Source organism: Phenylobacterium soli (assembly GCF_003254475.1).
Classification (GTDB): domain Bacteria; phylum Pseudomonadota; class Alphaproteobacteria; order Caulobacterales; family Caulobacteraceae; genus Phenylobacterium; species Phenylobacterium soli.
In genome coordinates this window covers 78,450-102,341 of the sequence record NZ_QFYQ01000003.1, presented here as the reverse complement: position 1 = coordinate 102,341, position 23,892 = coordinate 78,450, and the positions used below count along the sequence as shown (strand labels likewise).

Here is a 23,892-nt window from a genome sequence, read left to right as displayed (position 1 = left end):
ATAAGCCCCCCGGTTCATTCCCCGGTTGAGAGCTTGGCGCCTAACCCGGCCTGACGCAAACCCGATGGGTCACAGATGTATATAGGTCCCCCACAGCTTCATCGGGTTTGCAAAGTATATAATCGCCCTAGCGCTTCCTGAACACGAACTCGTCGCAGCCGGAGCCCCAAAGGCCCAATCCAGCCGGGCGCAGGAATTCCCGCTCAAGCGAGAACCCCATGGCCGAGATCCTCTCCCGGATCACGGGCGGCGCGGCGGACTCGTAAGGATAGCCGCCAAGCCAATCGTGCGCGTCGTGCGACCAGCTCATCCCCCGCTGGCTTCGGTAATTGCGAATGGTGCGGATGATCGGCTTGAAGCGAATGAAGTCGGTCACGAAGCGGGCGCTCATGTAGGCCCATCGGATCGGCGTTTGCGCCCATCGAGGCGCACGAGAGTAGAAGCGCTTCTCGATCTTCCAGAAGCCACACATCCCGGTCTTCCGGTAGAGCGCCACGGCAAAGAGGCCGCCGGGTTTCACCATCGAGGCGGCGGTCTCGACGGCCCGCCACATGTCGCCCGTGTGGTGCAGGACGCCCCACGAATAGACGACATCGAACCGGCCATCGGAAGGCGCGAGGTCGAAGACGCTGCGCTCCTCGGCCGCCCACGGACCGCCAGGGGCAAGGCGCGAGAGTAGCCCGGCCGTCGCCTCGACAGAGTGGCGGTCGATGTCGGTTGCGACGAGGGACTTCACGCCGAGTTTCAGGGCGGCAAGGGACGAGAGCCCCGAGCCCGAGCCGATGTCGAGGAAGGTCTTCCCCTTAAGCTCGCCGCCCGGAAATAGCCTGCGAAGCCCAGCCTCGGCCTGGGTGATCCGTTCGTCGTCCAAGGTTCCGAGGAACGACTTCCAGTTCTCGCCGAACGCGAAGTGGCTCTCGGCCGCGGTCAAGTCAGTCATGGCCCGCAACTAGGGCGAGTAGCGTGGTTAAAGTCAAGGTCGCGCGTTCCCCTGAGGGCCTGAGATTATCGGCCATCATCTGACGCATGGCTGGTTATGCGATCCCCGCAATCAAGTCCCTGCCGAGCTTCCAGCAGCAGCTCAACGCGCTGCTCGGCTCGGTCGGGGACGCCCTGAACCTGCTGACCGCGGCCGACATCACCGATGAGCTGTATGTGCCGCTGGAGACCGAGGCCGGAGCGCTTCTGGAGCTAGATCCATGACAAAGATATCGGCGCTTTCCTCCGCATCCACGCTGGACGGGACGGAGAGCGTTCCTGTTGTCCAGGGCGGGACGACCAAGAAAACCACGGTGACGGGGCTTCGAACCCTTAAGCAGGGCGCCAACGGCCCGGTGGGAACCTTCGTGCTGAACGGAGCGACGCCAGTCACCGTCAGCAATACGTCGGTGGCCATCTCCGACGCGATCATCATTTCGCTGAACACGGTCGGCGGCACGGTCGGGGCGGTTCCGGCGATCAAGACCATCACGGCCGCGACCGGTTTCACTGTCGCGGGGACGGCGGGAGATACGAGCACTTATAACTACGCGATCATCAAGAACTCGCCCTAGCGCGCCGCTGAGAGCCCTACCGTCCGGGCCACACTCGGCCCATGGCGGACAAGGACTATTCCCAGCTCACGAGCACGACAACGGCGTCCGACGCCGACCTGTTGGCCATCTATCCGACCGGCGGCCCGCTCAAGAAGCTGACCTTCCTGACGTTCAAGAACCTCGTCATCACGGCGCTGGGCTCGTCCTACCTCACCGTCACCAACAACCTATCGGATCTGAACTCCGCGTCGTCGGCTAGGGCCAACCTCGGACTTGGGTCTGCGGCCCTGCTGGGCTCGGGCGCCGTCTTCCAGGTGGCCAACAACTTCTCCGAGGTCTCCAACGCCACGACGGCGCGCACCAACCTCGGGGCTGCGGCGTCCAGCGCTCCGACGATCACAGGCGGCATGACCTTCTCGGGCTCGGTGGCCCAGAACGTCCAGGCCATCGCGGCGACGTCCATTGATTGGTCTGTGGCCGAGTATCAGACCAAATCCATCTCGGCGGGGACGACCTTCACCTTTACCGGGATCACGTCGAGCAAGGGCCAGGGGCTTCTGCTCCTGCTGACGGTCAGCTCCAGCGCGACCCCGACCTGGCCGGCGGCGGTCAAGTGGCCGGGCGGCGTCACTCCGACGTTTCCGAACGGAATCCACCTGGTCGGCTTCGTGACTTTCGACGGCGGGACGACGGTCTATGGCTCGGTGGGCGGCTTGTCGTTCGCATGAGCATAGCGATCAAGCTTGCCTCGCTGTGGGGGCAGGGCGGCGCGGGCGCGGCGACCTTCGTTGGCGGGGGCGGCGGGTATTCCAACGGCACGTTCTCGGTGTCCTACAGCGGCGCCCAGGCGGGCGACCTGTGCGTCATCTGGAAAACCCACCAGGGCGTGGACGTCACCGGCTACACGGCGCAGGCCATGCCGGCTCGGACGCCGTGGGACGGGTTCAACGGCGCGCTCTACTACCGCGCCCTGACCTCCGGTGACATTTCCACCGGCAGCGTAAGCGTCAACACGGCCGGCGGCTGCATCACCGCCTATGGGATCTATCGCGGCCCGACCACGGCCATCCTGCAAACCACGGCGAAGGCCGCTTCTGCCACCGGCGTAACGGTCTCCGGGTTCGTGAAGAACGGAAGCGAGAGCGGGGTTCTGGCCGGCTGCTTCCATCAGGGCTCAAGCGCCCCCACGGGGCCGACAGTGACGAACACGCGGGAGTCGGTCGCCGGAACGGTCTTCGGCTCCCTTCGCCTGTCCGATTACGACCCGCCAAGTTCCTACCCGACCGCGGGGAATGTGAGTTGGACCTTCGGGGCGACGACCAACGGCGAAGCGTGGCTTGCGGCCCTTCGATAGGAGAGACGGATGAACCAGTCGCAATACCTTGCCCAGGCTCTGAACCAATCGACGCAGTTCGCGACGCCGACCTTCGACACGCCCGATCCGCAGACGATGAAGGCGTTCATGGACAAGGCGAAAGCCTTTCACCAAGCGAACCCGGACGGCTCGTTCATCGGCCACCAATTCATGCAGGCGGGGCGTAACCTGATGGGCGCTCCACAGAACGCCATGACCGGCTTCCAGAAGATGATGCAGGGCCTTCCGGGCATGGGCGCCCCGCAGGCGCAGACGCCGTTCCAGCCCAATGGGCCGATGATCACGCCACCGAGCGTGAGCTTCTAAGGGATTGGCCGAGGCGGCAGGATTCGAACCTGCTCTCTGCGATTTAGAAGATCGCTGTGCTGTCCGTTACACTACGCCCCGGAAATGGCAGCGACGGGAGGACTTGAACCTCCAACGCGGCGTTCGGAACACCGCATGATTTCCGGTTTCAACACGTCGCCGTGGTCGCGCCGGATGGATTCGAACCATCGACCAGCCCGTTATGAGCGGGCGTCTCTACCTCTGAGCTACGGTGCTGTGATTGGCATGGGTGGGCAGAATCGAACTGCCCTCGGCGGTTTTGGAGACCGATGCATCGCCACAATGCTTCACCCATGTGAAGTCGCGGCGATGGGCTCCAACGCTAGGCGTGCGTCATCCTTCGCCGCATTCGGGCGAGGGGCCATCGGGATATGGCGGGCGCAAGCGTCATATCTGGACCGTAGGCGAAAAGACATTGCGATTCAAGCTGTTTCTGCTATTGTTCCGCAATGACCTTTCGACCGCGACAGCGCCGAACATAACGCGTCCCCAAGCGGGGCGCGCGCGAGCCTGCGTGTAGCTCAGCTTGGTAGAGTACCTGCCTTGGAAGCAGGGGGTCAGAGGTTCAAGTCCTCTCACGCAGACCACGCCACGATCAGGCGTCGGCTAACTGGTAGGCCAGCAGACTTTGACTCTGCCCGTCTAGGTTCGAACCCTAGCGCCTGAACCACCCTCCGCTTCCCCAATGCCCGGCTAGTTCAACGGCAGAACGCGCCCTTCGTACGGCCGAGATTGGGGTTCAATTCCTCAGCCGGGCTCCAACCTTCTAGCGCCTCGCTGAGCGGTCTCCACTCGCCTGCACACTAGCGGCAGGAGAGCAGACTGAAAGCATGGCGCGATCCCGTCTTTGCCGCGTGTGTCACGAGTTCCACGACCTCAACGAGGCGTGGCCGGAGGCGTGCGCCGGACACTTCGGGCATCGAGGCGATGATGCCGGCCTTTATGTGATCTCGGACAGCATGGACCCGATCCGCTCGATGGCGGATGGCCGCATGTACGATTCCAAGAGCGCCTACCGCCGGGAACTTCGCGCCAGGGGTTGCTACGAGCTGGGCAACGACAGCGTGTCCCGTGCCGCGAGCCCCAGGCCGCCAGTCCGCGAAACTCTCCGTCAGACGCTTCAACAACTGAAGGGCTGCTAGGTGAGCAAGCTTCGCGAACAACTCCAGGCGGCCTTCCGGGGCGAAAGCCTCGATGCGCCGGAGGTCCCGGCCGAGATCGAGACCCCCGAAGCCCCGGCGGCAGAGACCCCGGCCCAGGTAGAGGCCGAAGCCCCGCCGTCGCCCGACCGCGACGAGAACGGCCGGTTCAAGGCCAAGGAACAGCAAGCCCCGGAAGGCGCGGCCGAAGCCGCCGCGACGCCGGAGGCCCCGAAAGAACCCGAGACCGCAAAGCCGGAGGCTGCGGAAGCTCCCCAGGAGCCGATCCGCATTCCCCCGTCCTTGCCCGCAGCCGTGAAGGCGCAATGGGCCGACCTCAAGCCGGAAGTGCAGCAAGCCTTCCACAAGCTTGAGGACACGGTTCAGAACGCCAAGGCCGAGTGGGGCAGGAAAGGCGAACGGCTCAACCGCTATGACGAGATCATGGCGCCTCGTAAGGACAAGCTCGACCTTCAAGGGGTTGACGAGTTCACGTTCCTGAAAACCCTGTGCGCTGCACAGGACTATCTCGAACGCGACCCCGTGGGCGGCATCCAGTACCTGGCCCGCTCGTATGGCGTCGATCTGCGACAGTTCGGAGGCGGACAGTCGCCGCAGTTGACCGGCGCGGAGGGCCAGCAAGCCCCGACCGCTCAGCCGGAATTTGCGGCCGTTCTGACCCCGCTCCAACAGCAGGTCCAGGCCCTGCAACAGCAACTGCAACAGTTCTCCCAGCACTCCGAGGCTGAAAAGCTCGCCCAGGCGCAGGCCGAGGTGGATGCGTTCGCCGCCAACCCCGCCAACATCTACTTCGAGAACGTCCGTCCGATGGTCGCGAAGTATCTGGAAACGGGTCAGGCCCAGACGCTCCAAGACGCCTACGACATGGCCGTGTGGGCGCACCCCGAGACCCGCGAGATCCTCATTCAGGCTCAGACCCAGAATGCGGCGAAGGCCACTCAGGAAGCGCAGGCCAAGAAGGCGCAGGAAGAACAGCAGAAGGCCAAGGCGCAAGCCGCGGCCAAGGCAGCAGGGTCCGTCACCGGAGCCCCCACACCCGGCGCCAGCGCGCCGGCTCCGGGCTCTACCGGAAACCTGCGCGAAGACCTCCTGGCGGCCAAGCGGCTCGTAGAATCCAGGGCGTAGTCGCGCGCTACGGCCTCTCCGCGCGAGAGGCAGGAGCGTGACACATGGCCTCTCCCGGCCTTGACGAAATCGTCACGACCACGCTGCGCAACCGCAGCGGCGTCGTGGCGGACAACATGAGCAAGAACAATGCTCTGCTCTACCGCCTGAACAAGCGCGGTCGCGTGAAGCCGGTCTCCGGCGGTCGCACCATCGTGCGCGAGCTGAGCTACGCCGAGAACTCGACCTTCCAGCGCTACAGCGGGTACGAGATCCTGAACACGAGCCCCTCCGACGTGCTGAGCGCGGCCGAGTTCTCGTGGAAGCAGGCTTCCGTCGCCGTCACCATGTCGGGTCTGGAGCAATACCAGAACTCGGGTGAGGACGCCGTTCTCGACCTTCTCGAAAACCGTATCGAGGTGGCCGAGAAGACCATGGAAAACAACCTGTCCCAGGACATGTACTCGGACGGGACGGCTTCCTCGGGCAAGCAGATCGGCGGTCTTCAGCTTCTGGTGGCCGACGCCCCGACCACGGGCACGGTCGGCGGCATCAACCGCGCGACCTACACCTTCTGGCGCAACCAGAAGTACCAGGCGACCACGGATGGCGGCTCGGCGGCTTCGTCGGCCAACATCCAGAAGTACATGAACGCGCTGTATCAGAGCTGCTCGCGTCAGACCGACCGGCCGGACCTGATCATCGCGGACACGAACTACTACAACTTCTACCTCCAGAGCCTGCAAGCCATCCAGCGGATCACCTCCGACGAGATGGCCCAGGCCGGCTTCCAGACCCTGAAGTACATGGGCGCGGATGTCGTCTTCGACGGCGGCATCGGCGGCGGTTGCCCGACCAACCACATGTACATGCTGAACACGTCCTATGTGTTCTGGCAGCCGCACCGGGACCGCAACATGGTCCCCCTGGATCAGGTCAACTCGATCAACCAGGACGCGATGGTCAAGCTCATCATCTGGATGGGCAACATGACCCTCTCGAACGCCGAGCTGCAAGGCGTCCTCTTCCAGACCTAACCGGGTCTTCAACCTTTGGCGGGGGCTTCGGCTCCCGCCGATCAGACCTAAGGAGGGTCTGAGACATGGCTGCTTCTACGACTGTTTTCGCCACCGGCTCGGCTCTGGGCGTCAAGCTCGGCGCCACCGCCACCTCGACGCCGGCTTTCGCGGCCCTGACCCGTTTCTTCGGGAACGACGGCCACGATTACCTGTACGTCAAGGCGCACGGCACGATCTCCTCGACGGGCACCTGCATCATCGGTGCAGCGGGCTCGGCCTCGACGGACTCCGGTTCGGCTGGCTGGACGGCGAACGTGCCCTCTGGCGCCGTCGCCAACCAGTACTTCTTCGTCAAGCGTACCACGCTCGCCTAACCGGCGTTCCAGTAGCGTAGGGAAGGGGCGGTCTTCGGGCCGCCCTTTCTTTATGCGCGCTCCGCTGAGCGACCCCCTGGCGGCCTCACCATGAGGTCAGGCCCGCATCGGGCTCTAGCTTGGGGCTAGGTTACATGACGGCCATCAACGGCCACGCACCGTCCCGCCCGCTGGCGAACCCAGCGCTGGACATTGCCGAACGGCTCTACACGTCGGGCATCGAAGAGGGTGACGCTCTCTGGTCGGATCTGACCGACGAGGAGCGGGAAGCCCTGATCGAGTTCGCCGCTGAGCACATCGCGGCGCATGCGCAATGGCTCCGCGACAACGGCTTTCGGATCATCCCGACCGACGCCGTTCCGGTCCCCGCGAGCGAAGCGGAAGCCTTCGCCATGCTGAAGGCGGCGAAGGGCTATTTCGATGCCTCCAAGCGCAAGGGCCAGCTCATGGGCTCTGCGCCCAAGAAGCTGATCATTCCGGGGAAGCTGAATTGATGCTTCGCCCGGACGACATCGTGGAAGCCACAGAGCGCCGCGAGACGGAGCTTGGTGTCATCGAGCCGGGCGACCGCCACACGGTCCATCAGGTCAGCGCCTCGGGGGCCTTTATCCGCCTCCATGGCTCGGAGAGCTTCATTCGGGCTAGCGGGTTCAAGTGGGTGGGCGTGGATGTGCCGCCGTGGGTGAAGGAATGAACTCCTCCGATCTTGGGCCGGCGATGGCGCTGAGCGGTGCGACGTCGGAAGCGGTCAAGCGCGTGGCGGAAGCTGCATACCACGTCGCGGAAGACATCGAGGAGCTTGCGAAAGCGGAAGTCGGGACCGAGCAAGCGGCCATGCTTCAGACGGCTCTGGGGTGGCGTCTATTCGCCCTGAAGCTCGACTATCGGCCGCCATCCACGGCAGCAGCAGCGAAAGCCCCGGGGACGGTCGAGGCAGAGCGCACCGATTGGCTTTCGCGCGATGACGGGTTCGACCTCTCGCACTTTGGTGGCTCCAATCTCCTCGGCGGCGATTTCATGGGCGGCGGCGGCTCCTTCGGGGGCGGTGGCGCCTCGGGGACTTGGTGATGGGCGGCCTTCCTCATCCTGCCGCCGCTCAAGCCGTGGCTGACGCCGCCGCGCCGAGCCGCGTCAACTTCGTCTGTGTGAACGTCGGGCCGAAGTACCCGATGAGCTACGTCGAAATCCTTCGTGACATGGTGCTGCGCAACAGCAGCAACATGGACCACGACTGCGCCTTCTGGTGCGTCACGGATCGTGCCGACGAGCTGCCTGAGGGGGTCTATGCCATTCCGGCCGACCCGGCGCTTCCCGGCTGGTGGCAGAAGGTGCGCCTGTTCTCTCCGTCCATGCCATGGGCGCAAGGCGACCGCTGCGTCTACTTCGATCTCGATGTGGCGATCACCGGCCGGTTGGAAGACCTCGTAGAGCGCAAGGGGATTATGGATGACCCTCATTGGCCCATGCGGAACAGCTCCGTCATGGTCTGGGATCACGGAGAGCACGGCCAGATCTGGTACAACTTCACCGCCGACGAGATCGCGCGGGAGGCCGAGCCCGAGATCAAAGCGCTCCTTCCGAGGGGCCAGATCAACGCGGGCGACCAGCACTGGATTACGAAGTGCGCCCCGGATTGGCCGACGTTCCCCCGCGACTGGTTCGTCTCCTACCGCGCCGCTCGCGATTGGCCGCCCAACGAGTGCAAGGCGGTCATCTTCCACGGATCTCCCAAGCCGGCGGAAGTCACGGACGGCTGGGTCCCGAATATCTGGCGGGTAGGCGGGTTCACATCCTTTCCCGAGATCAAGGGCGTCAACACCTCCGAGGAGCAACGCCTCGCCAACGTCGAGGTGAACTCCAAGCGCGACCTCGACTGGTTCACCGGCTTCCGCAACGAGGGCCGATCCTGCGTCATCGTGTGCGGCTCGCCGTCGATGAAGGACTATCTCCCTGAGATCCGCGCCCATCGCAGGCGGGGCGCGCGGATCGTCAGCGTCAATAACGCCTGGCGGTTCCTGCACCAGCGCGGCATCACGCCCGATGTCAACGTGATGCTCGATGCGCGGCCTCAGAACGCCGAGTTCCTCAATGGCGCCCCGAAGGCCATGCGCTGGATGATCGCCAGCCAGTGCGACCCGAGCGTCTTCGATCTCGCCGCCGAGCTGGGCCTCGAAACCGTCCTTTGGCACAACGGCTACGACAGCGGCTATGACCGCCTGTGGGAGATGCTGGAGCCCTACCGGGACAGCAAGCCGGTGATCCTCGTTCCGGGGGGCTCGACCGTGGGCCTCAGGACCATGTGGCTCGCGGCCTTCTCGGGCTTTCGCACCCTGCACATGTACGGCATCGACTCCAGCTTTGCCGACGACGGTGCGCACCACGCCTACGCCCAGGCCCTGAACGACCACGACGAGGCGCTAGAGGTGGCGATGGGCGAGAAGCGCTACCTGTGCGCTCGCTGGATGATCCGACAGGCCAATGAATTTCAGGGCACTTGGCGGGACCTGAAGGTCTTCGCGCCGATGCCCGACAAGATCGAGCCCGTGACCGTCCACGTCAAAGGCCGCGGCCTCATTCCCGACATCGCCCGCAAGCTGCGGGAAGAGGAGAGGGCGGCATGAGCGACGTCATGGTCCGTATCGGCGACCTGTGGTGGCCCGCCGCTGACCGGGACGCCCGGCCGGTGATCGTGGGTGACTGCGCACCGGCCATCGCCGCGCTGCTGCCGCACATCGTGGGGCGCGAGGCTATGGTGCAAGCCGGCGGCAATGTCGGAACGTACCCCATTGCCCTCGCCAAGCACTTCAAGCGCGTCTGGACCGCCGAACCCGAGCCGACGAACTACGACTGCCTGGAACTGAACCTACAGGCCCACGACCCCGAGAAGCGCGTCACGGCGCTGCGGGCGGCCTTCGGGGAAAAGCTCGGCTCCTGCCGGCCGCTGATCTTCAACGCCAACAACTGCGGCGCCCATCAGGTGACGTTCGACAAGGGGGAAACCCCGGTCTGGACGATTGATGAGCTGGAGTTGGATGCCTGCGACTGCATCTGGGGTGACGTCGAGGGCTCGGAGCTTTTCATGCTCAAGGGCGCGGAGGGCACCATCGAGAAGTTCAGCCCGACCATAGCCATCGAGGACAAGGGATTGCACCGGCACTTCGGCATCCCGGACGGCGAGATCCAGCGGTGGCTTGCAGAGCGCGGCTACAGCGAAGTGGCGCGCATCGGGAACGATAAAGTCTTTCGGAGAACATCATGAAACCAGTCAACAAAGCATCCGCCGTGATCGGTGTCACGGCGCTCGCCATGGCTGCCGTGGCGGCCATCCTTGGTCACTTCGTGGCCGCGATCCTCGCTCTCGTCGCTGCCGCTTTGTTCCTGTCTGGCGAAGCGAGCCTCACCATCACTAAGGACGCCAAATGAGCGAGACACCTGATTTCATCTTGCCGCCGAAGGGCGGAGAGCAAGACCTCTCCCGCCCGCGCTTCTACATGCGCGCCGTGCAGAACAACTTCAAATCCAACCTTGAGGGTCGCCCGATCTTCGATGAGGTGGAGTTCGTGGAGATCCACGTTCCCGGCGACCGGGGCACGATCTCGGATCGGCCAGTGAACGCCTCCGACAAGGCCCGGTGGCCGCGCGAGTACGCCGCGTTCAAGGCCAATGAGGAAATCCCCGAGGAGGGCACGCCCATCGGGGAGTGGCCGGCGATCAACCGATCCCAGGCCGAGGAGCTGAAGCACGCCAAGGTCCGCACGGTGGAACAGCTCGCCGCCCTGCCTGACGAGGCCCTGATGCGCGTCGTTCCGATGGGCGGGTTCAGCCTGCGGGACAAGGCCCGGCGCTTCCTTGAGGCCGCCGCCTCGACCGCGCCGATGGAAAAGCTTTCGGCTGAGAACGACGAACTGCGCACCACAATGGCGGCGATGCAGGAGCAGATGAAGCTCCTTCAAGAGCAGATGGCGAAGCAGGCGGCCCAGGCCGCGTCGGACAAGGCGGACTGATGCACCCGAGAGAGCGTGACGTTCTTCCGCAGATCGGGCCGCACTTCCACGTCGCTGATGGCGAGGTGATGTTCGCCTTCGTCATCGACCCGACGAACGTGCTGGGTCCGCGCAAAGCGACCGAGGCTGACGCGAAGAACCATCCTGAAGCGTGGGAGCGGTTTACCGCGACGCTGGAGCGCCCCTCGTCTCAAGCGGAGGCCGCCGAGAGCGCCGTTCCGGTTGAGCCCGAGGCGAGCCCTCAGGATACCGCGCCGGCCGCCGTGGTCAGCGATGCGCCGAAGCGCCGGGGTCGGCCTCCTAAGGTGGTCGCCGCACAATGAGCGTGTTGTCGATCATTCAGGCAGCGTGCGACCGCCTGTCGCTGGCGCGCCCATCTGTCGTCGTGACCTCGACGGACCAAAACGTGCGTCAGCTTTTCGGGCTGCTGAACGAGGCCGGGATCGCCATGGCCAAGCGCGGCGACATCGGCTGGCAATCGCTGATGGCCGAATGGACCTTTGTGACGGTCGCGGCCGAGACGCAGACCAACACGCCCATCCCGACCGACTTCGCCAAGTTCGTCCCCGACAGCTTCTTCAACCGCACCCAGCAGCGCAAGCTCATCGGCCCGCTGACGCCGCAGCAGTACCAGGCGCAGAAGGCCCGGCCGTCCCTGGTCGCGCCGTACCTCGCCTACCGCGAGCGCGCCGGAACCTTCCTGATGGACCCGACGCCCGACGCCGGGGACACCATCGCCTACGAATACGTCTCGTCCTACTGGGCGAAGTCCTCGGCTGGCGTGGCGAAGGCGCAATTCACCTCCGACGACGACACGACCTATCTGGACGAGGAGCTTCTGACCCTCGACCTGAAGTGGCGCTGGAAGCAGGCCAAGGGCCTGGAGTACGGCGAAGACATGCAAACGGCCGAACGCGAGATCATGGCGGCTCTCGGGGAAGACGGCGGCGCCACGATGCTCGATGCGGGCGGTCCTCGCTATCTGGAAGACCTGACGCGCTACAACCTGCCTGAGGGCGGGTTCGGGATCTGACGTGCGCCAGCCGATGCGTCAGAACCGGGCCGGCGCGAGAACGGCGATGGCCGTCTCGATCCCCGCACCTATTGGCGGCTGGGATACCGACTCCTCGCTTCCGACCATGCCGAAGGCCAATGCGGTCATCCTCGACAACTGGATACCGCGCGGCGGCTATCTCCAGCTCCGGCGCGGCTTCGTGGAGCAGGTTTCCGGCACTGCCGATCCGGTGGAAACGCTGGTGGCCTGGCGCGGTGCGGCGTCGGGCGACAAGCTGTTCGCCTGCGCGGGAGCGAATATCTACGACGTGACCACCTCCGGCGCGCTGCCGGCGGCGTCCTACGCCTCCGCAGCCTCGGCAAAGTGGAACTATACCAACTTCGCCAACGACGCCGGCCGGTTCGCCATCCTCGTGAACGGCTCTAACACGCCGCTGAAATACGATGGCTCCTCGTTCGCGACCACGGCCATTACCGGAACCTCCGGGGCGATCACGCTAACGCCGTCGAACCTGAAGTACGTCATGGCGCACAAGGCGCGCCTTCACTTCGCTGAGAAGGACACCCTGCGGGTCTGGTATCTCGCGGTGAACGCCATCGCGGGGTCTTCTGGGCTTCTGGATCTCGGCCCGATCTTCACCAAGGGCGGCGTGCTCGTGGGACTGGCGCGACTGACGCTTGATGGCGGCATTGGTCCTGACGACTACGCGGCCTACCTGACCAGCGAGGGACAGGTTGCGCTCTACCAGGGCACGGACCCGTCCGACGCGAACAACTGGAGCCTGGTGGGCGTCTACAGCCTGCCGAAGCCTATCGGGGACCGCTGCCTCCTAGAGCACGGCACGGACGCTCTGGTGCTCACCGAGGCTGGGCTTCTGTCGCTGACCCAGGCGCTTCGTCTCTCCGAGGACGAGCAGCGCACCAACTCCTATTCCCGCTACGTGACGAACGCCTTCGCGGCGGCGGCGGCTTCCTATGGGTCCAACTTCGGTTGGTCGGTGACGAGTTATTCCGGGCGAGGGGGCCTGATCGTGGTCAACGTCCCGACCGCGGAGCTTTCGACCTCTCAACAGTTTGTGCGCTGCACCGAGACTGGCAGATGGTGCCGCTTTACCGGCATCGACGCCTTCTGCTGGGCCACGGCGAACGGCGCGATCTATTTCGGTTCCACGCTCGGGGTCTATGAGTGGGACCAGGGCGCGTCCGACAATTCCGTCACCATCGTTGGCGACATCCTTCCGGCGTTTCAGGACTTCGGCAACCGCACCATGCTCAAGAGCGCCAAGCTGGTGCGCGCTCAGCTCTACGCGCCGTCGATTGTCCGCCCCGCGCTTGACGTGGTGACGGACTACGACAAGAACACTATCCCGACCGATATTCAGACGACGGTCACGCCGGGGGACATTTCGCCCGACGACGCCAATGTGGTTCGCCAGGATTGGACCGGGGCCTCGGGGATTGGCTACGCGCTCAGCCCCCGCATGAGGGTGAGCCTGACCGGCGCCAACGACGTGGACCGCGTGTCGGTGACGGAAGACCTGACGTCCCTGCTGCTGGTGGGGCCGGGCGGAACCGACCACATCCTGACGCGCCCGAATCTCCCGCTGGACGTGGAGGTGCAATGCGTCGGCTTCGACCTGACCTATGAAGCGGGAGCGTTGATTTGAAGCTGTTGTACGGTCATGCCGAGGAAGTGGCGGCATGGGTGGGCTGGCGCATCCCACTGACCGCGAAGCGCCTGGAGCGTAACCGGACCCTGAACCCGTTCGGGCTTTGCCAAGCCATCGGGGTCCTCGACCGCAACAATGTCCTCATCGCGGGCGTGGTCTACCACAACTGGGACCCGGACTGTCAGAGCATCGAGTTAAGCTTCGCCGCCGACACGCCAAAGTGGCTGCACCCGAGCCTGATCCGGGACCTGATGGGCTACGTGTACGACACGCTGGGCTGCAACCGGGCCATGGCGGTCGTCGAGATGACGAACGCGCCGAGCCGGACCTTTGTCGAGCGCTTCGGCTTCCGGCGAGAGGGTGTGGCGACCGATGGCTTCGGCCCCGGCAAGAATGCCGTCATCTACCGCCTCCTGAAGCGGGAGTGGCAGCAAACCAGGTGGGCGCGCGCCTCACTGAGAACCTCCATCGCCGCGTGACAATGCGAGCCTGACCGGCCGCGACACCGCGATTTCCCGCGACGAGCCCTCGGCGGTCCCGAACGACGACCCGAGGGCGCGGGAGAGTGAGCGATTAGCAAAAAGGGCGGCGCACAGGTCACTCCGGTAGATCCGGTTGCGACGGCACAGGCGCAGTCGCAAGCCAATATAGAGACGGCTCGTGAACAGCAGAGACTGAATCTCATTAATACCCACGGTCCCAACGGGTCCGTGACCTACGCCGCCGATCCGAACGCGCCGGGTGGCTATTCTCAGACCACCACGCTCTCGCCCGCCGAACAGGCGCTCTACGACTCCACGAACAAGATCCAGCAGGGCGCGCTTGGCGTCGGCATCGACCAGCTCGGCCGCGTCAGCAGCGCTCTCGGAACGCCGCTCGATACCTCGGGTCTGCCGCAGCTTCGCTATGGCCACAACTTCGGCGAGGAGGTGAACCGCCTCGCGCCGGGCCAGATCACCACGAGCTTCGACCAGGGCCAGCCGATCCAAGGCGATGTCGGCGGCGACCTCAACGCTGCGCGCCAGCAGGCCATCGACGCAGTGTATGGCCAGGCGACCTCGCGCCTCGATCCGCGCTTCTCACAGGAAGAGAACGCCCTGCGCACGCGGCTAGCGAACCAGGGCCTATCGGAGAACTCCGACGCCTACAAGACCGCCCTGATGAACTTCCAGCAGGGCAAGAACGACGCCTACAATCAGGCGCAATACTCGGCCATCGGCGCTGGCGAGGACGCGGCGAACTCTCTGTTCGGGCGTCAGGTCCAGCAGGGCCAGTTCCACAACACCGCAGCGGGCCAGCAGTACACCCAGAACCAGGGCGTGGCGGCGTTCGGCAACCAGGCCGAGGCGCAGCGCTTTGGGGAAGACAAGGACGCTGCGGCGCTCCAGCTTCAGGCCCGCATCGCAGCGGCCCAGCAGAACAACACCGCCCGTCAGCAGGCGCTGCAAGAGCGGGCGTACATTCAGAATGAGCCGATCAATCAGCTAAGCTCGCTGCTCGGCATGAGCCAGGTCTCGATGCCGACCGGCGTGCAGTACACCCCAAGCCAGGTCGCCCCGACCGACGTGCTGGGCGCCTATGCGCTGAACCAGCAGGGCCAGATCGCCAACGCCCAGGCCAAGCAGGCGGCCTCCTCGGGCCTGATGGGTGGGTTGTTCTCGCTCGGCTCTGCCGCGCTGATGGCCTCCGACGCGCGACTGAAGACCGATGTCCGCTTCCTGCGTCGCCGCAAGGATGGTGTGAAGCTCTACGCCTACCGCTACAAGTGGGGCGGACCGGAGCGCGTCGGCGTCATCGCGCAGGAACTGAAGCGCGTCCGCCCCGACCTCGTGGTTCGTGGCGCTGATGGCTACCTGCGGGTGAATTACCACGGACTGGAGGCCGCCTAGATGGCTGCGCTCAGCCCTACGGTGGACATCAACCAGAACCCGCTCGCCGCCGCGCAATTCGCCAATACCTATGGCGCGCAGACGCAACAGGCGCTGCGCCGCAGCCAGTACCTGGCGGACGCCCTCAAGACCCTGACGACGGAGGGCGCGCAGAACATCCGCTCGCCGTGGGAGCTGGGGGCGAAGCTGCTGGCGACGGCGATCATGCAGCGCGCCAACAACAAGGGCCAGGACGCCCTTATCAAGGCGATGCAGGCCGACCAGCAGGACGAGACGACCCGTCTGCTCGGGCCGCTGCAATCGGCCATCCAGCCGGCTCAGCCGGTTCCGCAGGCTGCGCCGCAACCGGCGCCTCAACCCGCGCCGGAGCCGCCTCCAGCCCCGGAGCAACCGCAACCGACTGGCCTCCTGTTCTCGCCGCAGGACCGCGACGCTCTCACCCGCATGATTGCCACGGAAGCCGGCGGCGAGGGGCCGATGGGGATGCTCGCGGCGGGTCACGTCGCGCTGAACCGGCTCAAGAGTGGATATGGCGGCGCCAAGTCGCTCTCCGATGTTGTGTACGCCCCACATCAGTTCGAGGGCATCACGCGCGCGAACAGTGTCCGGCCGCAGGACTACGCCTCGGCGCAGGCCGTGGCCGACCAACTGCTGTCAGGTCAGGCTCCCGATCCGACGAACGGCGCAACCCACTTCCTGAACCCGGACCTGCAAGTCCAGCTCGGGCGTCAGATCCCGGAGTGGGCCAGGGGCAATGGGCAGCGCATCGGCCGGCACGTCTTCTTCGGCGGCCAGCCCGACGTGCAGATGACCTCCGGCCCCGCGCCGCAGGGGCCGATGCAGATTTCGCCGAGCATGGAGCAGGCGAACCAATCCTATCAGGTGGCTTCGGCTGGTCCGACGCCTCCTCCCCCTTCCGCGCCGGGCAGCTCTCCCTCGGCTGGCGGGACGCCCCCGGCCGCGACTCCTCCCCAAGCGACCGCGGCCGGGGGTTGGCCCACCTGGAAGCCCTCGCAGCAGGAATACGATTACGTCCAAGGCTTGCTGATGGACCCGCGCACTCACGCTGTCGGCGTGCAGGAAGCGCTCAAGATGCGCCAGAAGATGACGCAGCCCGTGGAAGCCACGGTGCAGATCATCAATGGCGTGCCGTTCTACGTGCCGAAGGACCCCACGGCCGGCGCGCCGACTGCGGCCATTCCGGTTCCGCGCGAGGCGATGACGCAGCATCTCGACGGCCCCGCCGGGGGTCTTCCCGCTGGGGTTCAACAGGACGTGAGTCCACTCGGCAACCGCAACACGGTCTACAAGCCCCCGGAGGGCTATCAGTCGGACGGGCAGGGCGGCCTTGTGCCGCAGCGCAACGGCCCCGCCGACCCGACGCGTGTTCAGACCCCGCCGCCGGGCTACCAGTTCTCGGGCGGTCACTACGCGCCTATTCCTGGCGGCCCGTACGACCTCACCGCGCCGCAGAACGTGGCGCAGGGGACGATGCGCTATTCCGAGATGGTGAAGCCCATCGTGGATGCGGCCATGAAGGTTCGCCAAAACTACGGCGCCGTAACGACCGGCTATCGCCAGCAGAACGGCACCGGCGACATCGCCATGGTCAACGGCCTGCAAAAGCTGATCGACGAGGGGGTGGTTCGCGGCGAAGACGTGAACCTTCAGATGAAGTCGAACGGCATCGCCGGTTCCATCGGCAGCCTGTCGCAGTACCTTCAATCCGGCGGTCTGCTCACGCCCGACGTGCGGGACAAGCTCTATCGCACGGCCAACGACCTCTACAAGAACCTGGACACGACCTATCGCTCTCGCGTCATGTCGATTAAGCCGGGCGTGGATAAGCTGTATGGCGAAGGAGCGTTTGACACCTACGTCTTCCCGCAGCCGTTCGCCGATCAGATGGGGTGGGGCGCGGCTTCGACGCAGCCAGACCAGGGTGGCGGTCCGCCAACGCTCGGCGCGAATGCTCCGGCCGGCAGCGCGGACGCTGTTTTGGCTGAGGCTGTGCGTCGCAAGTTGCCGCTGAGCCCCGCCCAGCAAGCGCGCGCCAAGCGGCTGGGTCTCATTCCATGACGGATCTTTCAAAGCTCTCCGATCAGGAATTGATGGCGCTGCTCAACGGCGGGCAGGCCGTCCAGCCGACGAACGCTCAAACCGGCGAGCCCCTCAACCCCGCGCAGTCCCAGACCTATCAGCAACTCGCGGCGACTGGTGGGCTGGACCCGCAAGCAGCTCCCGGCTCCGCGCGCCTGCCGAAGGCGCAGATCAATCCCGGGGATTTCCCGGATCAGGGCCAGTTCTTCGTCGATACCCAGGGCAAGGTTCAGCAGGTTCCGAACAGCACTGTTGGAGACATAGGAAGCTCCGTCACTGACCGCGTGCGCGCCGTCGCTCGGGGCGTTCCCGTGCTGGGAGCGTTCGCCGATGAGGCCAATGCTGCTACGGCTGCGTTGCTCGCTCCGGCGCTGGAGCCGGCGCTACGCAAGGCGCCGGCCCTTGTGCAGGCGCTGATGCAGTACGACCCTCGCCAGGAAATCGGCAACCTGCCGACCTTCGGCGAGCGATATAAGGCGGCGGAAAACCTCCAGCGCTACCGAGACCAGACGTTCGACGAGGCGCATCCAAAAGAGAGCACGGCCGAGCAAATCGGTGGCGGTCTGGCGGGGACGGTGGCCATGCTTCCCGCCCTCGCGCCCGCTAGCCGCATTGTGGAGTCTGCGGCGCCCATTGGCTCTACGCCGGGCCTCTTGCCCCGGATTGCGGCCGGAGCTGTCGAGGGCGGCGCTATTGGCGGCCTGCATGGCTACGGAATGGGTGAGGGCGGGGCCAGCGACCCGTCGCGTATTCGCGGCGCGGAGGCGGGCGGCCTCTTTGGGGGCGCGGCCGGAGCTGCGTTGCCGCTCGTGTCTAATGTGGCGGGTACAGCGTGGCGCGCGACGGGTGGGCGTCTCGTCGATGCGGTGCGTGGCGGCCGCGTAGTGCAGACGCCCGCCCAGGCTGAGGCCGAGCGGCTGGCGAGCATCCTGCGTGGAGAGAACCCCAAGGCTTCGGACATGAAGCCCGACCGGGGGGATCTGGAATCCGCCCTCGTCACGGCTCAACGCTCCGATCTCACGACGCCGGCTAGCGAGGTGGATGACGCCTACATGCGTCTGGCGAGGGCGGCCGAGCGGCAGAAGATGACGCCGGAGGAGATGGCGGCGGCGGTTCGCAACATCGGCCCATTCGGCACGCTGGCTGACACGGGGGAGGCTGCGCGCGACCTGCTGCGTGCGGCGATCAACCGGCCAGGTCGCGGCGCGACCATCGCCCAGGAAAACCTCACGCCTCGCCAAAATGGCGTCTTCGATCCAGATACGGGAACGTGGCTGGTGCGCCCGTCGTCGCTGCGCATTTCCGACCAGGCGCAGACCGGCCTTGGTCTTGGCGGCAAGGACTACTACGGCGAGCTGGACAGCATCCTCGCGGCGCGGAAGGCGCAGGCCGGACCCGCATACGCGAAGGCGTATCAAGCGCCTCCGGTAGACGTTGGCCAACTTCCTGAGTTCTCCGGAACCAAGCTGTTCAACGACGCGTACGCAAGAGCCCGCGGCATATCTGAGAAGGAGTTTGTCAAGCTACCGGACGGCAGCGAGGCCATTCAGCCCCTTCCGGAGAAAATGCCGAATACGCTGGACTGGCGCACGCTTGACCTGATGAAGCAGGGTCTCGACGATCTCGTGAAAGAGGGCAAGGTCCAAGGGATCGGGGCCAACGAGCAAGGCGCGATCAAGGGCTATCTCTCCCGTTTCGTCGGCAAGCTGGACGGGCTGAACCCGGACTACAAGGCCGCTCGCGATGCGTTCGCGGGTCCCACGGCGATGAAGGATGCGCTGGAAGAGGGGCGCGGCTTGCTTAGCGAAGACGTGCCGGTGATGTCCGCCGCCCTGGACGCCCGGCCCGAATCCGAGCGCCAGATGATGCGCCTCGGAGCCCTTCAGGCGCTGCAAACCAAGCTCGGGAATGCCAACGTCACCTATGACGCTGCCAACCAGGCGGGCCTTCTCAAGCCGAACCAACTCGCGCGCTTCAAGGCGCTATTCCCGGACGCCAAGTCGTTCGCGGACTTCTACCGCGCGATGCAGGCCGAAAAGACCATGCACGGAACGAATGCCGCGGCGTTCGGCAACTCGACGACCGCGCGGCAGATCCTGAACGCCATGGAGCCGTCAGACCCGCAGCTTGAAGGGGTGGCTCAAGCGATCCCGGCGGCGGCGGGCATGAACCCTATTGCGCTGGTCCGGGCGATCCACCGGATGGGCATGGAGAGCCCAATGCCGGAGGGGTCCGCGGAGACCATCGCCTCCGTGCTCTCCAGCCACAATGCGGAAGACCTCCCCATGGTCGTCAAGCGCATGAATGCCGCCCAACGCGCCGCCTATGTGTCGGACGTACTGCGCCGCTCGATGGGGACGGGAGCGGGTCAGGCCGCCGCCGGCCTCACTCAGCCGGGCCAGTAGGAGGCAAGCTTGTGAGCGGCCCAGACAACCAGCCAAAGCACGATGGCCCCGCCAGGGTAGATCGCGCACAAGACCGCGAAAAGCGCGAGCTTGGAAAACCGAGGCGGCTTGTACCAGAGCGGGCGGCCGAACAGGTCTTCGCGGCCCGTGAAAATCCAGCGCTTGTGCTTGGGGTCCCTGTGACGCTCACCGGGGCGGTAATGGTTGCCGACGACCTCGAACTCGGCGTCCGTCCAGTCTTTTGCCATTCGGGCCAGATAACCACGAAATCAGGGCCGTGTCATGCCTCCTAGACAGACCGTGCATGAGCGCCTGGACGAGCTGTTTGAGGAACTGGCGTCCCTGAAAACCGACGTGGGGGCGATCAAGGCGAAGGTGCTGGCCTACGACATCCTCAAGGACCGGGCCAAGGTCGCCATCACAACGGCTGGGGTCTTCATCGCCGTGATCTGGTGGCTCATCAAAAGCCGCATTGCCGCTCTGTTCGGAGCCCAGCCCTAGCGTTTGGCTGAGGCGCAACGAGGCGGGGTGATCATAGCGCCATGAGAGCGCTGGTTGTCCTCATCGTCATGTGGCTTGCGGCCTGCGCGACGCGGGCGCTGGACACCTCGACGCCGCTTCAATGGCGCGCTCCCGGCGACCTCTGCTGCGAGGCCATTCAGGCATGATCGACAACGCCTGGCCCGCGACTGCCCGGCTGCTGCACTCGGCCTACGTCGAGAAGCGCCGCGCCTGGGTCGCATCCCACCCCCACCTCCTGACGCCGCTCCCGCTTCGGCGGGGACGCAAGCGCACGAGACTTCTCCCGGGCCTCCCCGAGGTCGCCGCGGATAGCGAGGCCTGATGCCCACCCCCCCGCTCCGCAGGGAGCTTGCCGAAGAGGCCGTCGCCCGCGTCGAGGCCCAGCTACGCGCCGGATGTGTTCCCCTGGGGTTCGGGGGGGGAAAGTCAGCCGTCGAGGCCGCCGCAAGACAGGCCCTGGAAGACGGCTGGATCAACACCGTCCATGCCTTCGCCAACCGGGTCGAGGCGGCGAGGAAGAACTACGGGCTGGAGCCGGACTGGACGCTTTACCGGCCGGCCCGACCCCAGCAGCCCACCCCGAGCGTGATGCTGCGGGAGGCCCCCGCGCCAGAGCCGTCCCTCGCGGTCCCGAGCGGCGAGCCTGTGCAAGTGCTGGTGATCCCCGACCGACACAACGACCCCCGGCACGAGCACCGCCTGGCCTGCACGACGTGGATAGCACGCCTGGGCTCCGAGCGCCGGCCGTCCGTTGTGGTCGATCTGGGCGATGCGGGCACGTTCGATAGCTGCTCGCGCCACGACAAGAACGATACCCTAAGAGGCCGCCTGAAGCCATCCATTCGGGCCGATCTGGACAACCACCTTGCCAGCCTTCAAGCCTTCGAGGCGGGCAGGGCGGCGGACTGGAAGCCCAAGCGGATCAAGACCCGCGGCAACCACGAACAGCGCCTCTGGGCCTTCGAGAACGAGCACCCCGAGAGCGAGGGGACGCATACCCACACCTACGCCGAGCACTTGCTGCAATTCGGCTGGCGGGAGCGCCCCTTCGGTGAGCTGGCCTATGTCGAGGGCGTAGCGTTCACCCACGCACCGATCAACGGCATGGGGCGCCCGATGGGGGGCAAGACCGCCACACACCGCGCCGGGGCCATGCTGACCTCCGCCCTGGTCCACGGGCACACTCATCAGCTTCAGGTCTTCAACGACGCCAAGATGGGCCACCAGGAGCGCATCAGCGTCATCCAGGCGGGGTGCGCGCTGCCCTGGGGAGAATACGAGTCCTACGCCATGACCGGGCCGGGGGGCTGGTGGTGGGGCTGTCTGATGCTGACCGTCTGGGGCGGCCAGATCGTGGACTTCGAGGCGATCTCGATGCTGCGCCTTCGCGACCGCTACTCGGGCGATGGCGCGGACAGGAGGGCCGCATGATCTGGCAGCGCATCAAGGGCTGGCTATTCCCCGCCTGGCTGAGGCATCTGGTCACGGAGCGCGACAACGAGACCTTGGACGCCAAGCGCATGATCGCGCTCGCGGGCACGGTGGAATACCTCTGGCTCCCGATCCATAGCGTGGCGATCAATCACTCGCCCATGGACTTCCAGAGCTTTGCGCTGGGGCTAGCGGCGATCCTGACGAGCGTAGGGGCCATGCTGGGCCTCGCCTCGTCCTCGGAGCGGCCTCCGAATGGCTAGCCGGGGCCAGAAAGCCGCGGGCGTCATGGCGGCGGTCTTCGCATCGGCCGCCATCGCTGCGCCGCTGGTGGTCAATCGCGAGGGCTGGGTCACGAAGACCTACAGCGACCCGGTAGAGATCCCTACGGCCTGTGCCGGGGTGACGAAGGGGGTTGTGGCGGGCAAGACCTATACCGACGAGCAATGCGAGCAGATGACGGCCCAGGCGCTCGTTCAACACGGCCTGGAAGTCGCCCACTGTCTGCCTGAGAACCTGCCGACCGATACGCGAGCCGCGTTCCTGTCCTTTTCGTACAACATCGGCAGCGCGGGTTTCTGCGCTTCGCGGGTGGCGCAGCTAGCGCGCGCCGGCCGCTTGGGAGAGGCGTGTGGAGCGCTGAGGCTCTACGTCTTCGCTGGAAAGAAGAAGCTGCCCGGTCTGGTCGCCAGGAGAGCCGAGGAACAGGCGCTCTGCGAGAGGGGTCTGCGATGAGCGCCATCATCCTCGGCCTTGGCTTCTGGATCGCGAGCCTTGCGGGGCTCGTGGTCCTGATGGCCGTCCTGATGAAGCAATGGCTGAACAGGAAGTGGTTGGCGGGGATTGGGTATCCACCGAAAGCGCCTACTTCGTAGCATGAAAATGCTGGACTTTCAAGCGCTGCCGTGGGATTCTTCGAAGTCAAAAACGCCAGCAGGAGACCCGAAATGGCGACTGTCGATTCCACCTCTGATGAGCGCACCGTGAACAACGTCATGCGCCACGCGTACCGAGTTCTGAGCGACGCCGAGAAGGCGCAGATGCAGGCCATCAAGGATGAGGGTCTGAAGTTCCACGATCTGGTCGAGGACATTGGCGCGAGCCGTGAACTGTCGCTCGCCAAGACCAAGATCGAGGAAGCCGTGATGTGGGCGGTTAAGCACATCACCGCATGACGCCGATCCGAACCTCGGCGTGCGACGTCGTGTTCTCGCTGGCTGGCTGCGATGACCTGCCAGCGGCAAGAGGCGACGGGTTCATTTCGACCTATTGGAAGCCGGACGCGGAGGAGCTAGCGCTTCTTGCGGCCGGTTTTCCGGTCAAGGTGTCGATGATGGGGGCGGCCCCGCAGCCGGTCGCAATCGAGGTCGATACGCTTTGATCGCCGTCGCCCTCCTCTCCCGCTTCCGCCTCCAACTCGCCGCCGCCCTCCTGATCCTCCTCGCCCTCGGCTTCTGGTCTCACCACCAGTACGCCAAGGGGAGGGGAGATGAGCGGGCCGTGTGGCAAGCCCGCGTCGCCAAGGCCGAAGCCCGCGCCAAGCAGCTCTCCGGCCAGCTCGCCGCGAACGCCGCCAAGGCTGGATCTGACGCCACCGAGGCTCAAGCCCGCATCGTCACCCGAACCAAGACCATCATCCAGAGGATTCCCGCCGATGTCCCGAAAGGCTCTGCTGCTGACGTTGTGCTCGGCGCTGGCTGGGTGCGGAACTACAACGCCGGCCTTGGTTTGCCCGACGATCCCACCCTTGCCGGAAAGCCTGCGGATCAGCCCGCAATTTCGGCCGCTGACGCCCTCGCCGGGATCGACGGCAACTCGGCCGAATGCCTGAGAGGGTGGGACGCCTACCAGCGTGTCGTCAGGCTCTACGACGAGGCTAGAGAGAAGGTAAACGGGACGCCCCATACTAGCAAAAACACCCCGGAAGGCAACGGTTTTCGTTGATCTAGAGCGTTGGATTCGT

34 protein-coding genes and 7 tRNA genes are annotated in these 23,892 nt (G+C 65.5%); 35 read left to right on the top strand and 6 right to left on the bottom strand.

Translation table 11 applies throughout. The features are described from left to right. Positions 1–127: 127 nt before the first annotated feature. Positions 128–931, bottom strand: a complete 804-nt coding sequence (locus DJ017_RS19870; protein WP_165830740.1) for a class I SAM-dependent methyltransferase — start codon at positions 929–931, stop codon at positions 128–130. 95 nt (positions 932–1,026) lie between these two features. Here DJ017_RS19870 and DJ017_RS20590 point away from each other — a divergent pair, with 95 nt between their 5' ends. The 5 genes from DJ017_RS20590 to DJ017_RS19850 are packed head-to-tail and all read left to right on the top strand — an operon-like array spanning position 1,027 to position 3,216. After that, entirely contained in the window at positions 1,027–1,203 is a 177-nt protein-coding gene (locus DJ017_RS20590) for a hypothetical protein (protein WP_165830739.1), read from the top strand. Beyond that, positions 1,200–1,553 (top strand): 2-C-methyl-D-erythritol 4-phosphate cytidylyltransferase, encoded by a 354-nt coding sequence (locus tag DJ017_RS19865; RefSeq protein ID WP_111530645.1) that lies wholly within the window; start codon positions 1,200–1,202, stop codon positions 1,551–1,553. The genes DJ017_RS20590 and DJ017_RS19865 overlap by 4 nt, the downstream gene beginning before the upstream one ends. Before the next feature lie 41 nt (positions 1,554–1,594). Then, positions 1,595–2,263: a hypothetical protein gene (locus DJ017_RS19860; RefSeq protein ID WP_111530644.1), complete on the top strand. Its 669-nt coding sequence runs from the start codon at positions 1,595–1,597 to the stop codon at positions 2,261–2,263. Beyond that, positions 2,260–2,889, top strand: a complete 630-nt coding sequence (locus tag DJ017_RS19855; RefSeq protein WP_111530643.1) for a hypothetical protein — start codon at positions 2,260–2,262, stop codon at positions 2,887–2,889. The genes DJ017_RS19860 and DJ017_RS19855 overlap by 4 nt, the downstream gene beginning before the upstream one ends. A 9-nt stretch (positions 2,890–2,898) precedes the next feature. Then, positions 2,899–3,216, top strand: a complete 318-nt coding sequence (locus DJ017_RS19850) for a hypothetical protein (RefSeq protein ID WP_111530642.1) — start codon at positions 2,899–2,901, stop codon at positions 3,214–3,216. 5 nt (positions 3,217–3,221) lie between these two features. Here DJ017_RS19850 and DJ017_RS19845 read toward each other — a convergent pair. The 4 genes from DJ017_RS19845 to DJ017_RS20585 form a co-directional block, all read right to left on the bottom strand. Continuing rightward, positions 3,222–3,297, bottom strand: a tRNA-Arg gene (locus DJ017_RS19845). Between the two features lie 4 nt (positions 3,298–3,301). Then, positions 3,302–3,377: transfer RNA gene (locus tag DJ017_RS19840), tRNA-Arg, on the bottom strand. 1 nt (position 3,378) lies between these two features. Beyond that, positions 3,379–3,453, bottom strand: a tRNA-Ile gene (locus DJ017_RS19835). Positions 3,454–3,458: 5 nt separating this feature from the next. After that, positions 3,459–3,532 (bottom strand) — tRNA-Trp (locus DJ017_RS20585). Between the two features lie 215 nt (positions 3,533–3,747). On the opposite strand from DJ017_RS20585, the gene DJ017_RS19830 reads away from it, so the two are divergent. From DJ017_RS19830 to DJ017_RS19730, 21 genes are all read left to right on the top strand, one after another. After that, positions 3,748–3,824: transfer RNA gene (locus DJ017_RS19830), tRNA-Pro, on the top strand. Between the two features lie 8 nt (positions 3,825–3,832). Beyond that, a tRNA-Gln gene (locus DJ017_RS19825) sits at positions 3,833–3,907 on the top strand. 17 nt (positions 3,908–3,924) lie between these two features. After that, a tRNA-Thr gene (locus tag DJ017_RS19820) sits at positions 3,925–3,998 on the top strand. Between the two features lie 69 nt (positions 3,999–4,067). After that, entirely contained in the window at positions 4,068–4,379 is a 312-nt protein-coding gene (locus tag DJ017_RS20910; RefSeq protein WP_227000270.1) for a hypothetical protein, read from the top strand. Next, positions 4,380–5,522: a hypothetical protein gene (locus DJ017_RS19805; protein WP_165830738.1), complete on the top strand. Its 1,143-nt coding sequence runs from the start codon at positions 4,380–4,382 to the stop codon at positions 5,520–5,522. 44 nt (positions 5,523–5,566) lie between these two features. After that, positions 5,567–6,538 carry a phage major capsid protein gene (locus DJ017_RS19800; RefSeq protein WP_111530639.1) on the top strand — a complete coding sequence of 324 codons (972 nt, stop codon included), beginning with the start codon at positions 5,567–5,569 and terminating at the stop codon, positions 6,536–6,538. Between the two features lie 65 nt (positions 6,539–6,603). Continuing rightward, positions 6,604–6,894 (top strand): hypothetical protein, encoded by a 291-nt coding sequence (locus DJ017_RS19795; protein ID WP_111530638.1) that lies wholly within the window; start codon positions 6,604–6,606, stop codon positions 6,892–6,894. Between the two features lie 134 nt (positions 6,895–7,028). Further along, entirely contained in the window at positions 7,029–7,388 is a 360-nt protein-coding gene (locus DJ017_RS19790; RefSeq protein ID WP_111530637.1) for a hypothetical protein, read from the top strand. Next, positions 7,388–7,588 (top strand): hypothetical protein, encoded by a 201-nt coding sequence (locus tag DJ017_RS19785; protein ID WP_111530636.1) that lies wholly within the window; start codon positions 7,388–7,390, stop codon positions 7,586–7,588. Before DJ017_RS19790 ends, DJ017_RS19785 begins: the two co-directional genes overlap by 1 nt. Beyond that, the gene (locus tag DJ017_RS20905; RefSeq protein WP_227000269.1) at positions 7,585–7,962 is read left to right on the top strand and encodes a hypothetical protein; all 378 of its coding nucleotides are present in this window, start codon (positions 7,585–7,587) and stop codon (positions 7,960–7,962) included. The genes DJ017_RS19785 and DJ017_RS20905 overlap by 4 nt, the downstream gene beginning before the upstream one ends. Further along, positions 7,962–9,515, top strand: coding sequence for a 6-hydroxymethylpterin diphosphokinase MptE-like protein (locus tag DJ017_RS19775; RefSeq protein WP_111530635.1), 1,554 nt, complete (start codon positions 7,962–7,964; stop codon positions 9,513–9,515). The genes DJ017_RS20905 and DJ017_RS19775 overlap by 1 nt, the downstream gene beginning before the upstream one ends. After that, positions 9,512–10,153 carry an FkbM family methyltransferase gene (locus DJ017_RS19770; RefSeq protein WP_111530634.1) on the top strand — a complete coding sequence of 214 codons (642 nt, stop codon included), beginning with the start codon at positions 9,512–9,514 and terminating at the stop codon, positions 10,151–10,153. Before DJ017_RS19775 ends, DJ017_RS19770 begins: the two co-directional genes overlap by 4 nt. Next, positions 10,150–10,317, top strand: coding sequence for a hypothetical protein (locus DJ017_RS20580; RefSeq protein WP_165830736.1), 168 nt, complete (start codon positions 10,150–10,152; stop codon positions 10,315–10,317). The genes DJ017_RS19770 and DJ017_RS20580 overlap by 4 nt, the downstream gene beginning before the upstream one ends. Next, positions 10,314–10,898 carry a hypothetical protein gene (locus tag DJ017_RS19765; protein ID WP_111530633.1) on the top strand — a complete coding sequence of 195 codons (585 nt, stop codon included), beginning with the start codon at positions 10,314–10,316 and terminating at the stop codon, positions 10,896–10,898. Before DJ017_RS20580 ends, DJ017_RS19765 begins: the two co-directional genes overlap by 4 nt. A gap of 68 nt (positions 10,899–10,966) precedes the next feature. Next, positions 10,967–11,221 carry a hypothetical protein gene (locus DJ017_RS19760; RefSeq protein WP_165830735.1) on the top strand — a complete coding sequence of 85 codons (255 nt, stop codon included), beginning with the start codon at positions 10,967–10,969 and terminating at the stop codon, positions 11,219–11,221. Then, positions 11,218–11,931, top strand: coding sequence for a phage adaptor protein (locus DJ017_RS19755; protein ID WP_111530631.1), 714 nt, complete (start codon positions 11,218–11,220; stop codon positions 11,929–11,931). The genes DJ017_RS19760 and DJ017_RS19755 overlap by 4 nt, the downstream gene beginning before the upstream one ends. Positions 11,932–11,977: 46 nt before the next feature. Continuing rightward, positions 11,978–13,579: a hypothetical protein gene (locus DJ017_RS19750; RefSeq protein WP_133255519.1), complete on the top strand. Its 1,602-nt coding sequence runs from the start codon at positions 11,978–11,980 to the stop codon at positions 13,577–13,579. Next, entirely contained in the window at positions 13,576–14,061 is a 486-nt protein-coding gene (locus DJ017_RS19745; RefSeq protein WP_133255518.1) for a GNAT family N-acetyltransferase, read from the top strand. Before DJ017_RS19750 ends, DJ017_RS19745 begins: the two co-directional genes overlap by 4 nt. A 231-nt stretch (positions 14,062–14,292) precedes the next feature. Continuing rightward, positions 14,293–15,471: a tail fiber domain-containing protein gene (locus DJ017_RS19740; protein WP_111530628.1), complete on the top strand. Its 1,179-nt coding sequence runs from the start codon at positions 14,293–14,295 to the stop codon at positions 15,469–15,471. Then, complete coding sequence (locus DJ017_RS19735; RefSeq protein ID WP_111530627.1) at positions 15,472–17,550, top strand: cell wall hydrolase; 2,079 nt, start codon at positions 15,472–15,474, stop codon at positions 17,548–17,550. Further along, positions 17,547–19,976 (top strand): hypothetical protein, encoded by a 2,430-nt coding sequence (locus DJ017_RS19730; protein WP_111530626.1) that lies wholly within the window; start codon positions 17,547–17,549, stop codon positions 19,974–19,976. Before DJ017_RS19735 ends, DJ017_RS19730 begins: the two co-directional genes overlap by 4 nt. Here DJ017_RS19730 and DJ017_RS19725 read toward each other — a convergent pair. Beyond that, the gene (locus DJ017_RS19725; protein ID WP_111530625.1) at positions 19,961–20,224 is read right to left on the bottom strand and encodes a hypothetical protein; all 264 of its coding nucleotides are present in this window, start codon (positions 20,222–20,224) and stop codon (positions 19,961–19,963) included. The genes DJ017_RS19730 and DJ017_RS19725 overlap by 16 nt on opposite strands. Positions 20,225–20,276: 52 nt before the next feature. Between DJ017_RS19725 and DJ017_RS19720 the strand changes: the two genes are divergently transcribed. From DJ017_RS19720 to DJ017_RS19685, 9 genes are all read left to right on the top strand, one after another. Next, positions 20,277–20,477: a hypothetical protein gene (locus DJ017_RS19720; RefSeq protein ID WP_111530624.1), complete on the top strand. Its 201-nt coding sequence runs from the start codon at positions 20,277–20,279 to the stop codon at positions 20,475–20,477. Between the two features lie 41 nt (positions 20,478–20,518). Then, positions 20,519–20,644, top strand: a complete 126-nt coding sequence (locus DJ017_RS20975; RefSeq protein ID WP_264371506.1) for a hypothetical protein — start codon at positions 20,519–20,521, stop codon at positions 20,642–20,644. A 175-nt stretch (positions 20,645–20,819) separates the two neighbouring features. Then, positions 20,820–21,929: a hypothetical protein gene (locus DJ017_RS19710; protein ID WP_111530622.1), complete on the top strand. Its 1,110-nt coding sequence runs from the start codon at positions 20,820–20,822 to the stop codon at positions 21,927–21,929. Continuing rightward, the gene (locus DJ017_RS19705; RefSeq protein ID WP_111530621.1) at positions 21,926–22,192 is read left to right on the top strand and encodes a hypothetical protein; all 267 of its coding nucleotides are present in this window, start codon (positions 21,926–21,928) and stop codon (positions 22,190–22,192) included. Before DJ017_RS19710 ends, DJ017_RS19705 begins: the two co-directional genes overlap by 4 nt. 25 nt (positions 22,193–22,217) lie before the next feature. Next, positions 22,218–22,664, top strand: coding sequence for a lysozyme (locus DJ017_RS19700; RefSeq protein ID WP_165830734.1), 447 nt, complete (start codon positions 22,218–22,220; stop codon positions 22,662–22,664). Then, on the top strand, positions 22,661–22,804 hold the full coding sequence (locus DJ017_RS20575; RefSeq protein WP_165830733.1) for a hypothetical protein: 144 nt from the start codon (positions 22,661–22,663) through the stop codon (positions 22,802–22,804). Before DJ017_RS19700 ends, DJ017_RS20575 begins: the two co-directional genes overlap by 4 nt. A 72-nt stretch (positions 22,805–22,876) precedes the next feature. Next, positions 22,877–23,104, top strand: a complete 228-nt coding sequence (locus DJ017_RS19695; RefSeq protein WP_111530619.1) for an Acb2/Tad1 domain-containing protein — start codon at positions 22,877–22,879, stop codon at positions 23,102–23,104. Then, on the top strand, positions 23,101–23,310 hold the full coding sequence (locus tag DJ017_RS19690; protein WP_111530618.1) for a hypothetical protein: 210 nt from the start codon (positions 23,101–23,103) through the stop codon (positions 23,308–23,310). The genes DJ017_RS19695 and DJ017_RS19690 overlap by 4 nt, the downstream gene beginning before the upstream one ends. After that, positions 23,307–23,873 (top strand): hypothetical protein, encoded by a 567-nt coding sequence (locus DJ017_RS19685; RefSeq protein ID WP_111530617.1) that lies wholly within the window; start codon positions 23,307–23,309, stop codon positions 23,871–23,873. Before DJ017_RS19690 ends, DJ017_RS19685 begins: the two co-directional genes overlap by 4 nt. Positions 23,874–23,892 lie beyond the last annotated feature (19 nt).

Coding starts and splice junctions, on each gene's coding strand:
- DJ017_RS19770 (WP_111530634.1), top strand. CDS start 9,512: ATGAGCGACGTCATGGTCCGTATCGGCGACCTGTGGTGGCCCGCCGCT.
- DJ017_RS19750 (WP_133255519.1), top strand. CDS start 11,978: ATGGCCGTCTCGATCCCCGCACCTATTGGCGGCTGGGATACCGACTCC.
- DJ017_RS20580 (WP_165830736.1), top strand. CDS start 10,150: ATGAAACCAGTCAACAAAGCATCCGCCGTGATCGGTGTCACGGCGCTC.
- DJ017_RS19855 (WP_111530643.1), top strand. CDS start 2,260: ATGAGCATAGCGATCAAGCTTGCCTCGCTGTGGGGGCAGGGCGGCGCG.
- DJ017_RS19725 (WP_111530625.1), bottom strand. CDS start 20,224: ATGGCAAAAGACTGGACGGACGCCGAGTTCGAGGTCGTCGGCAACCAT.
- DJ017_RS19755 (WP_111530631.1), top strand. CDS start 11,218: ATGAGCGTGTTGTCGATCATTCAGGCAGCGTGCGACCGCCTGTCGCTG.
- DJ017_RS19700 (WP_165830734.1), top strand. CDS start 22,218: ATGGCGGCGGTCTTCGCATCGGCCGCCATCGCTGCGCCGCTGGTGGTC.
- DJ017_RS20590 (WP_165830739.1), top strand. CDS start 1,027: ATGGCTGGTTATGCGATCCCCGCAATCAAGTCCCTGCCGAGCTTCCAG.
- DJ017_RS19710 (WP_111530622.1), top strand. CDS start 20,820: ATGCCCACCCCCCCGCTCCGCAGGGAGCTTGCCGAAGAGGCCGTCGCC.
- DJ017_RS19850 (WP_111530642.1), top strand. CDS start 2,899: ATGAACCAGTCGCAATACCTTGCCCAGGCTCTGAACCAATCGACGCAG.
- DJ017_RS19705 (WP_111530621.1), top strand. CDS start 21,926: ATGATCTGGCAGCGCATCAAGGGCTGGCTATTCCCCGCCTGGCTGAGG.
- DJ017_RS20975 (WP_264371506.1), top strand. CDS start 20,519: ATGAGAGCGCTGGTTGTCCTCATCGTCATGTGGCTTGCGGCCTGCGCG.
- DJ017_RS19865 (WP_111530645.1), top strand. CDS start 1,200: ATGACAAAGATATCGGCGCTTTCCTCCGCATCCACGCTGGACGGGACG.
- DJ017_RS19775 (WP_111530635.1), top strand. CDS start 7,962: ATGGGCGGCCTTCCTCATCCTGCCGCCGCTCAAGCCGTGGCTGACGCC.
- DJ017_RS19785 (WP_111530636.1), top strand. CDS start 7,388: ATGCTTCGCCCGGACGACATCGTGGAAGCCACAGAGCGCCGCGAGACG.
- DJ017_RS19860 (WP_111530644.1), top strand. CDS start 1,595: ATGGCGGACAAGGACTATTCCCAGCTCACGAGCACGACAACGGCGTCC.
- DJ017_RS19790 (WP_111530637.1), top strand. CDS start 7,029: ATGACGGCCATCAACGGCCACGCACCGTCCCGCCCGCTGGCGAACCCA.
- DJ017_RS19695 (WP_111530619.1), top strand. CDS start 22,877: ATGGCGACTGTCGATTCCACCTCTGATGAGCGCACCGTGAACAACGTC.
- DJ017_RS20575 (WP_165830733.1), top strand. CDS start 22,661: ATGAGCGCCATCATCCTCGGCCTTGGCTTCTGGATCGCGAGCCTTGCG.
- DJ017_RS19735 (WP_111530627.1), top strand. CDS start 15,472: ATGGCTGCGCTCAGCCCTACGGTGGACATCAACCAGAACCCGCTCGCC.
- DJ017_RS20910 (WP_227000270.1), top strand. CDS start 4,068: ATGGCGCGATCCCGTCTTTGCCGCGTGTGTCACGAGTTCCACGACCTC.
- DJ017_RS20905 (WP_227000269.1), top strand. CDS start 7,585: ATGAACTCCTCCGATCTTGGGCCGGCGATGGCGCTGAGCGGTGCGACG.
- DJ017_RS19690 (WP_111530618.1), top strand. CDS start 23,101: ATGACGCCGATCCGAACCTCGGCGTGCGACGTCGTGTTCTCGCTGGCT.
- DJ017_RS19800 (WP_111530639.1), top strand. CDS start 5,567: ATGGCCTCTCCCGGCCTTGACGAAATCGTCACGACCACGCTGCGCAAC.
- DJ017_RS19795 (WP_111530638.1), top strand. CDS start 6,604: ATGGCTGCTTCTACGACTGTTTTCGCCACCGGCTCGGCTCTGGGCGTC.
- DJ017_RS19760 (WP_165830735.1), top strand. CDS start 10,967: ATGTTCGCCTTCGTCATCGACCCGACGAACGTGCTGGGTCCGCGCAAA.
- DJ017_RS19765 (WP_111530633.1), top strand. CDS start 10,314: ATGAGCGAGACACCTGATTTCATCTTGCCGCCGAAGGGCGGAGAGCAA.
- DJ017_RS19730 (WP_111530626.1), top strand. CDS start 17,547: ATGACGGATCTTTCAAAGCTCTCCGATCAGGAATTGATGGCGCTGCTC.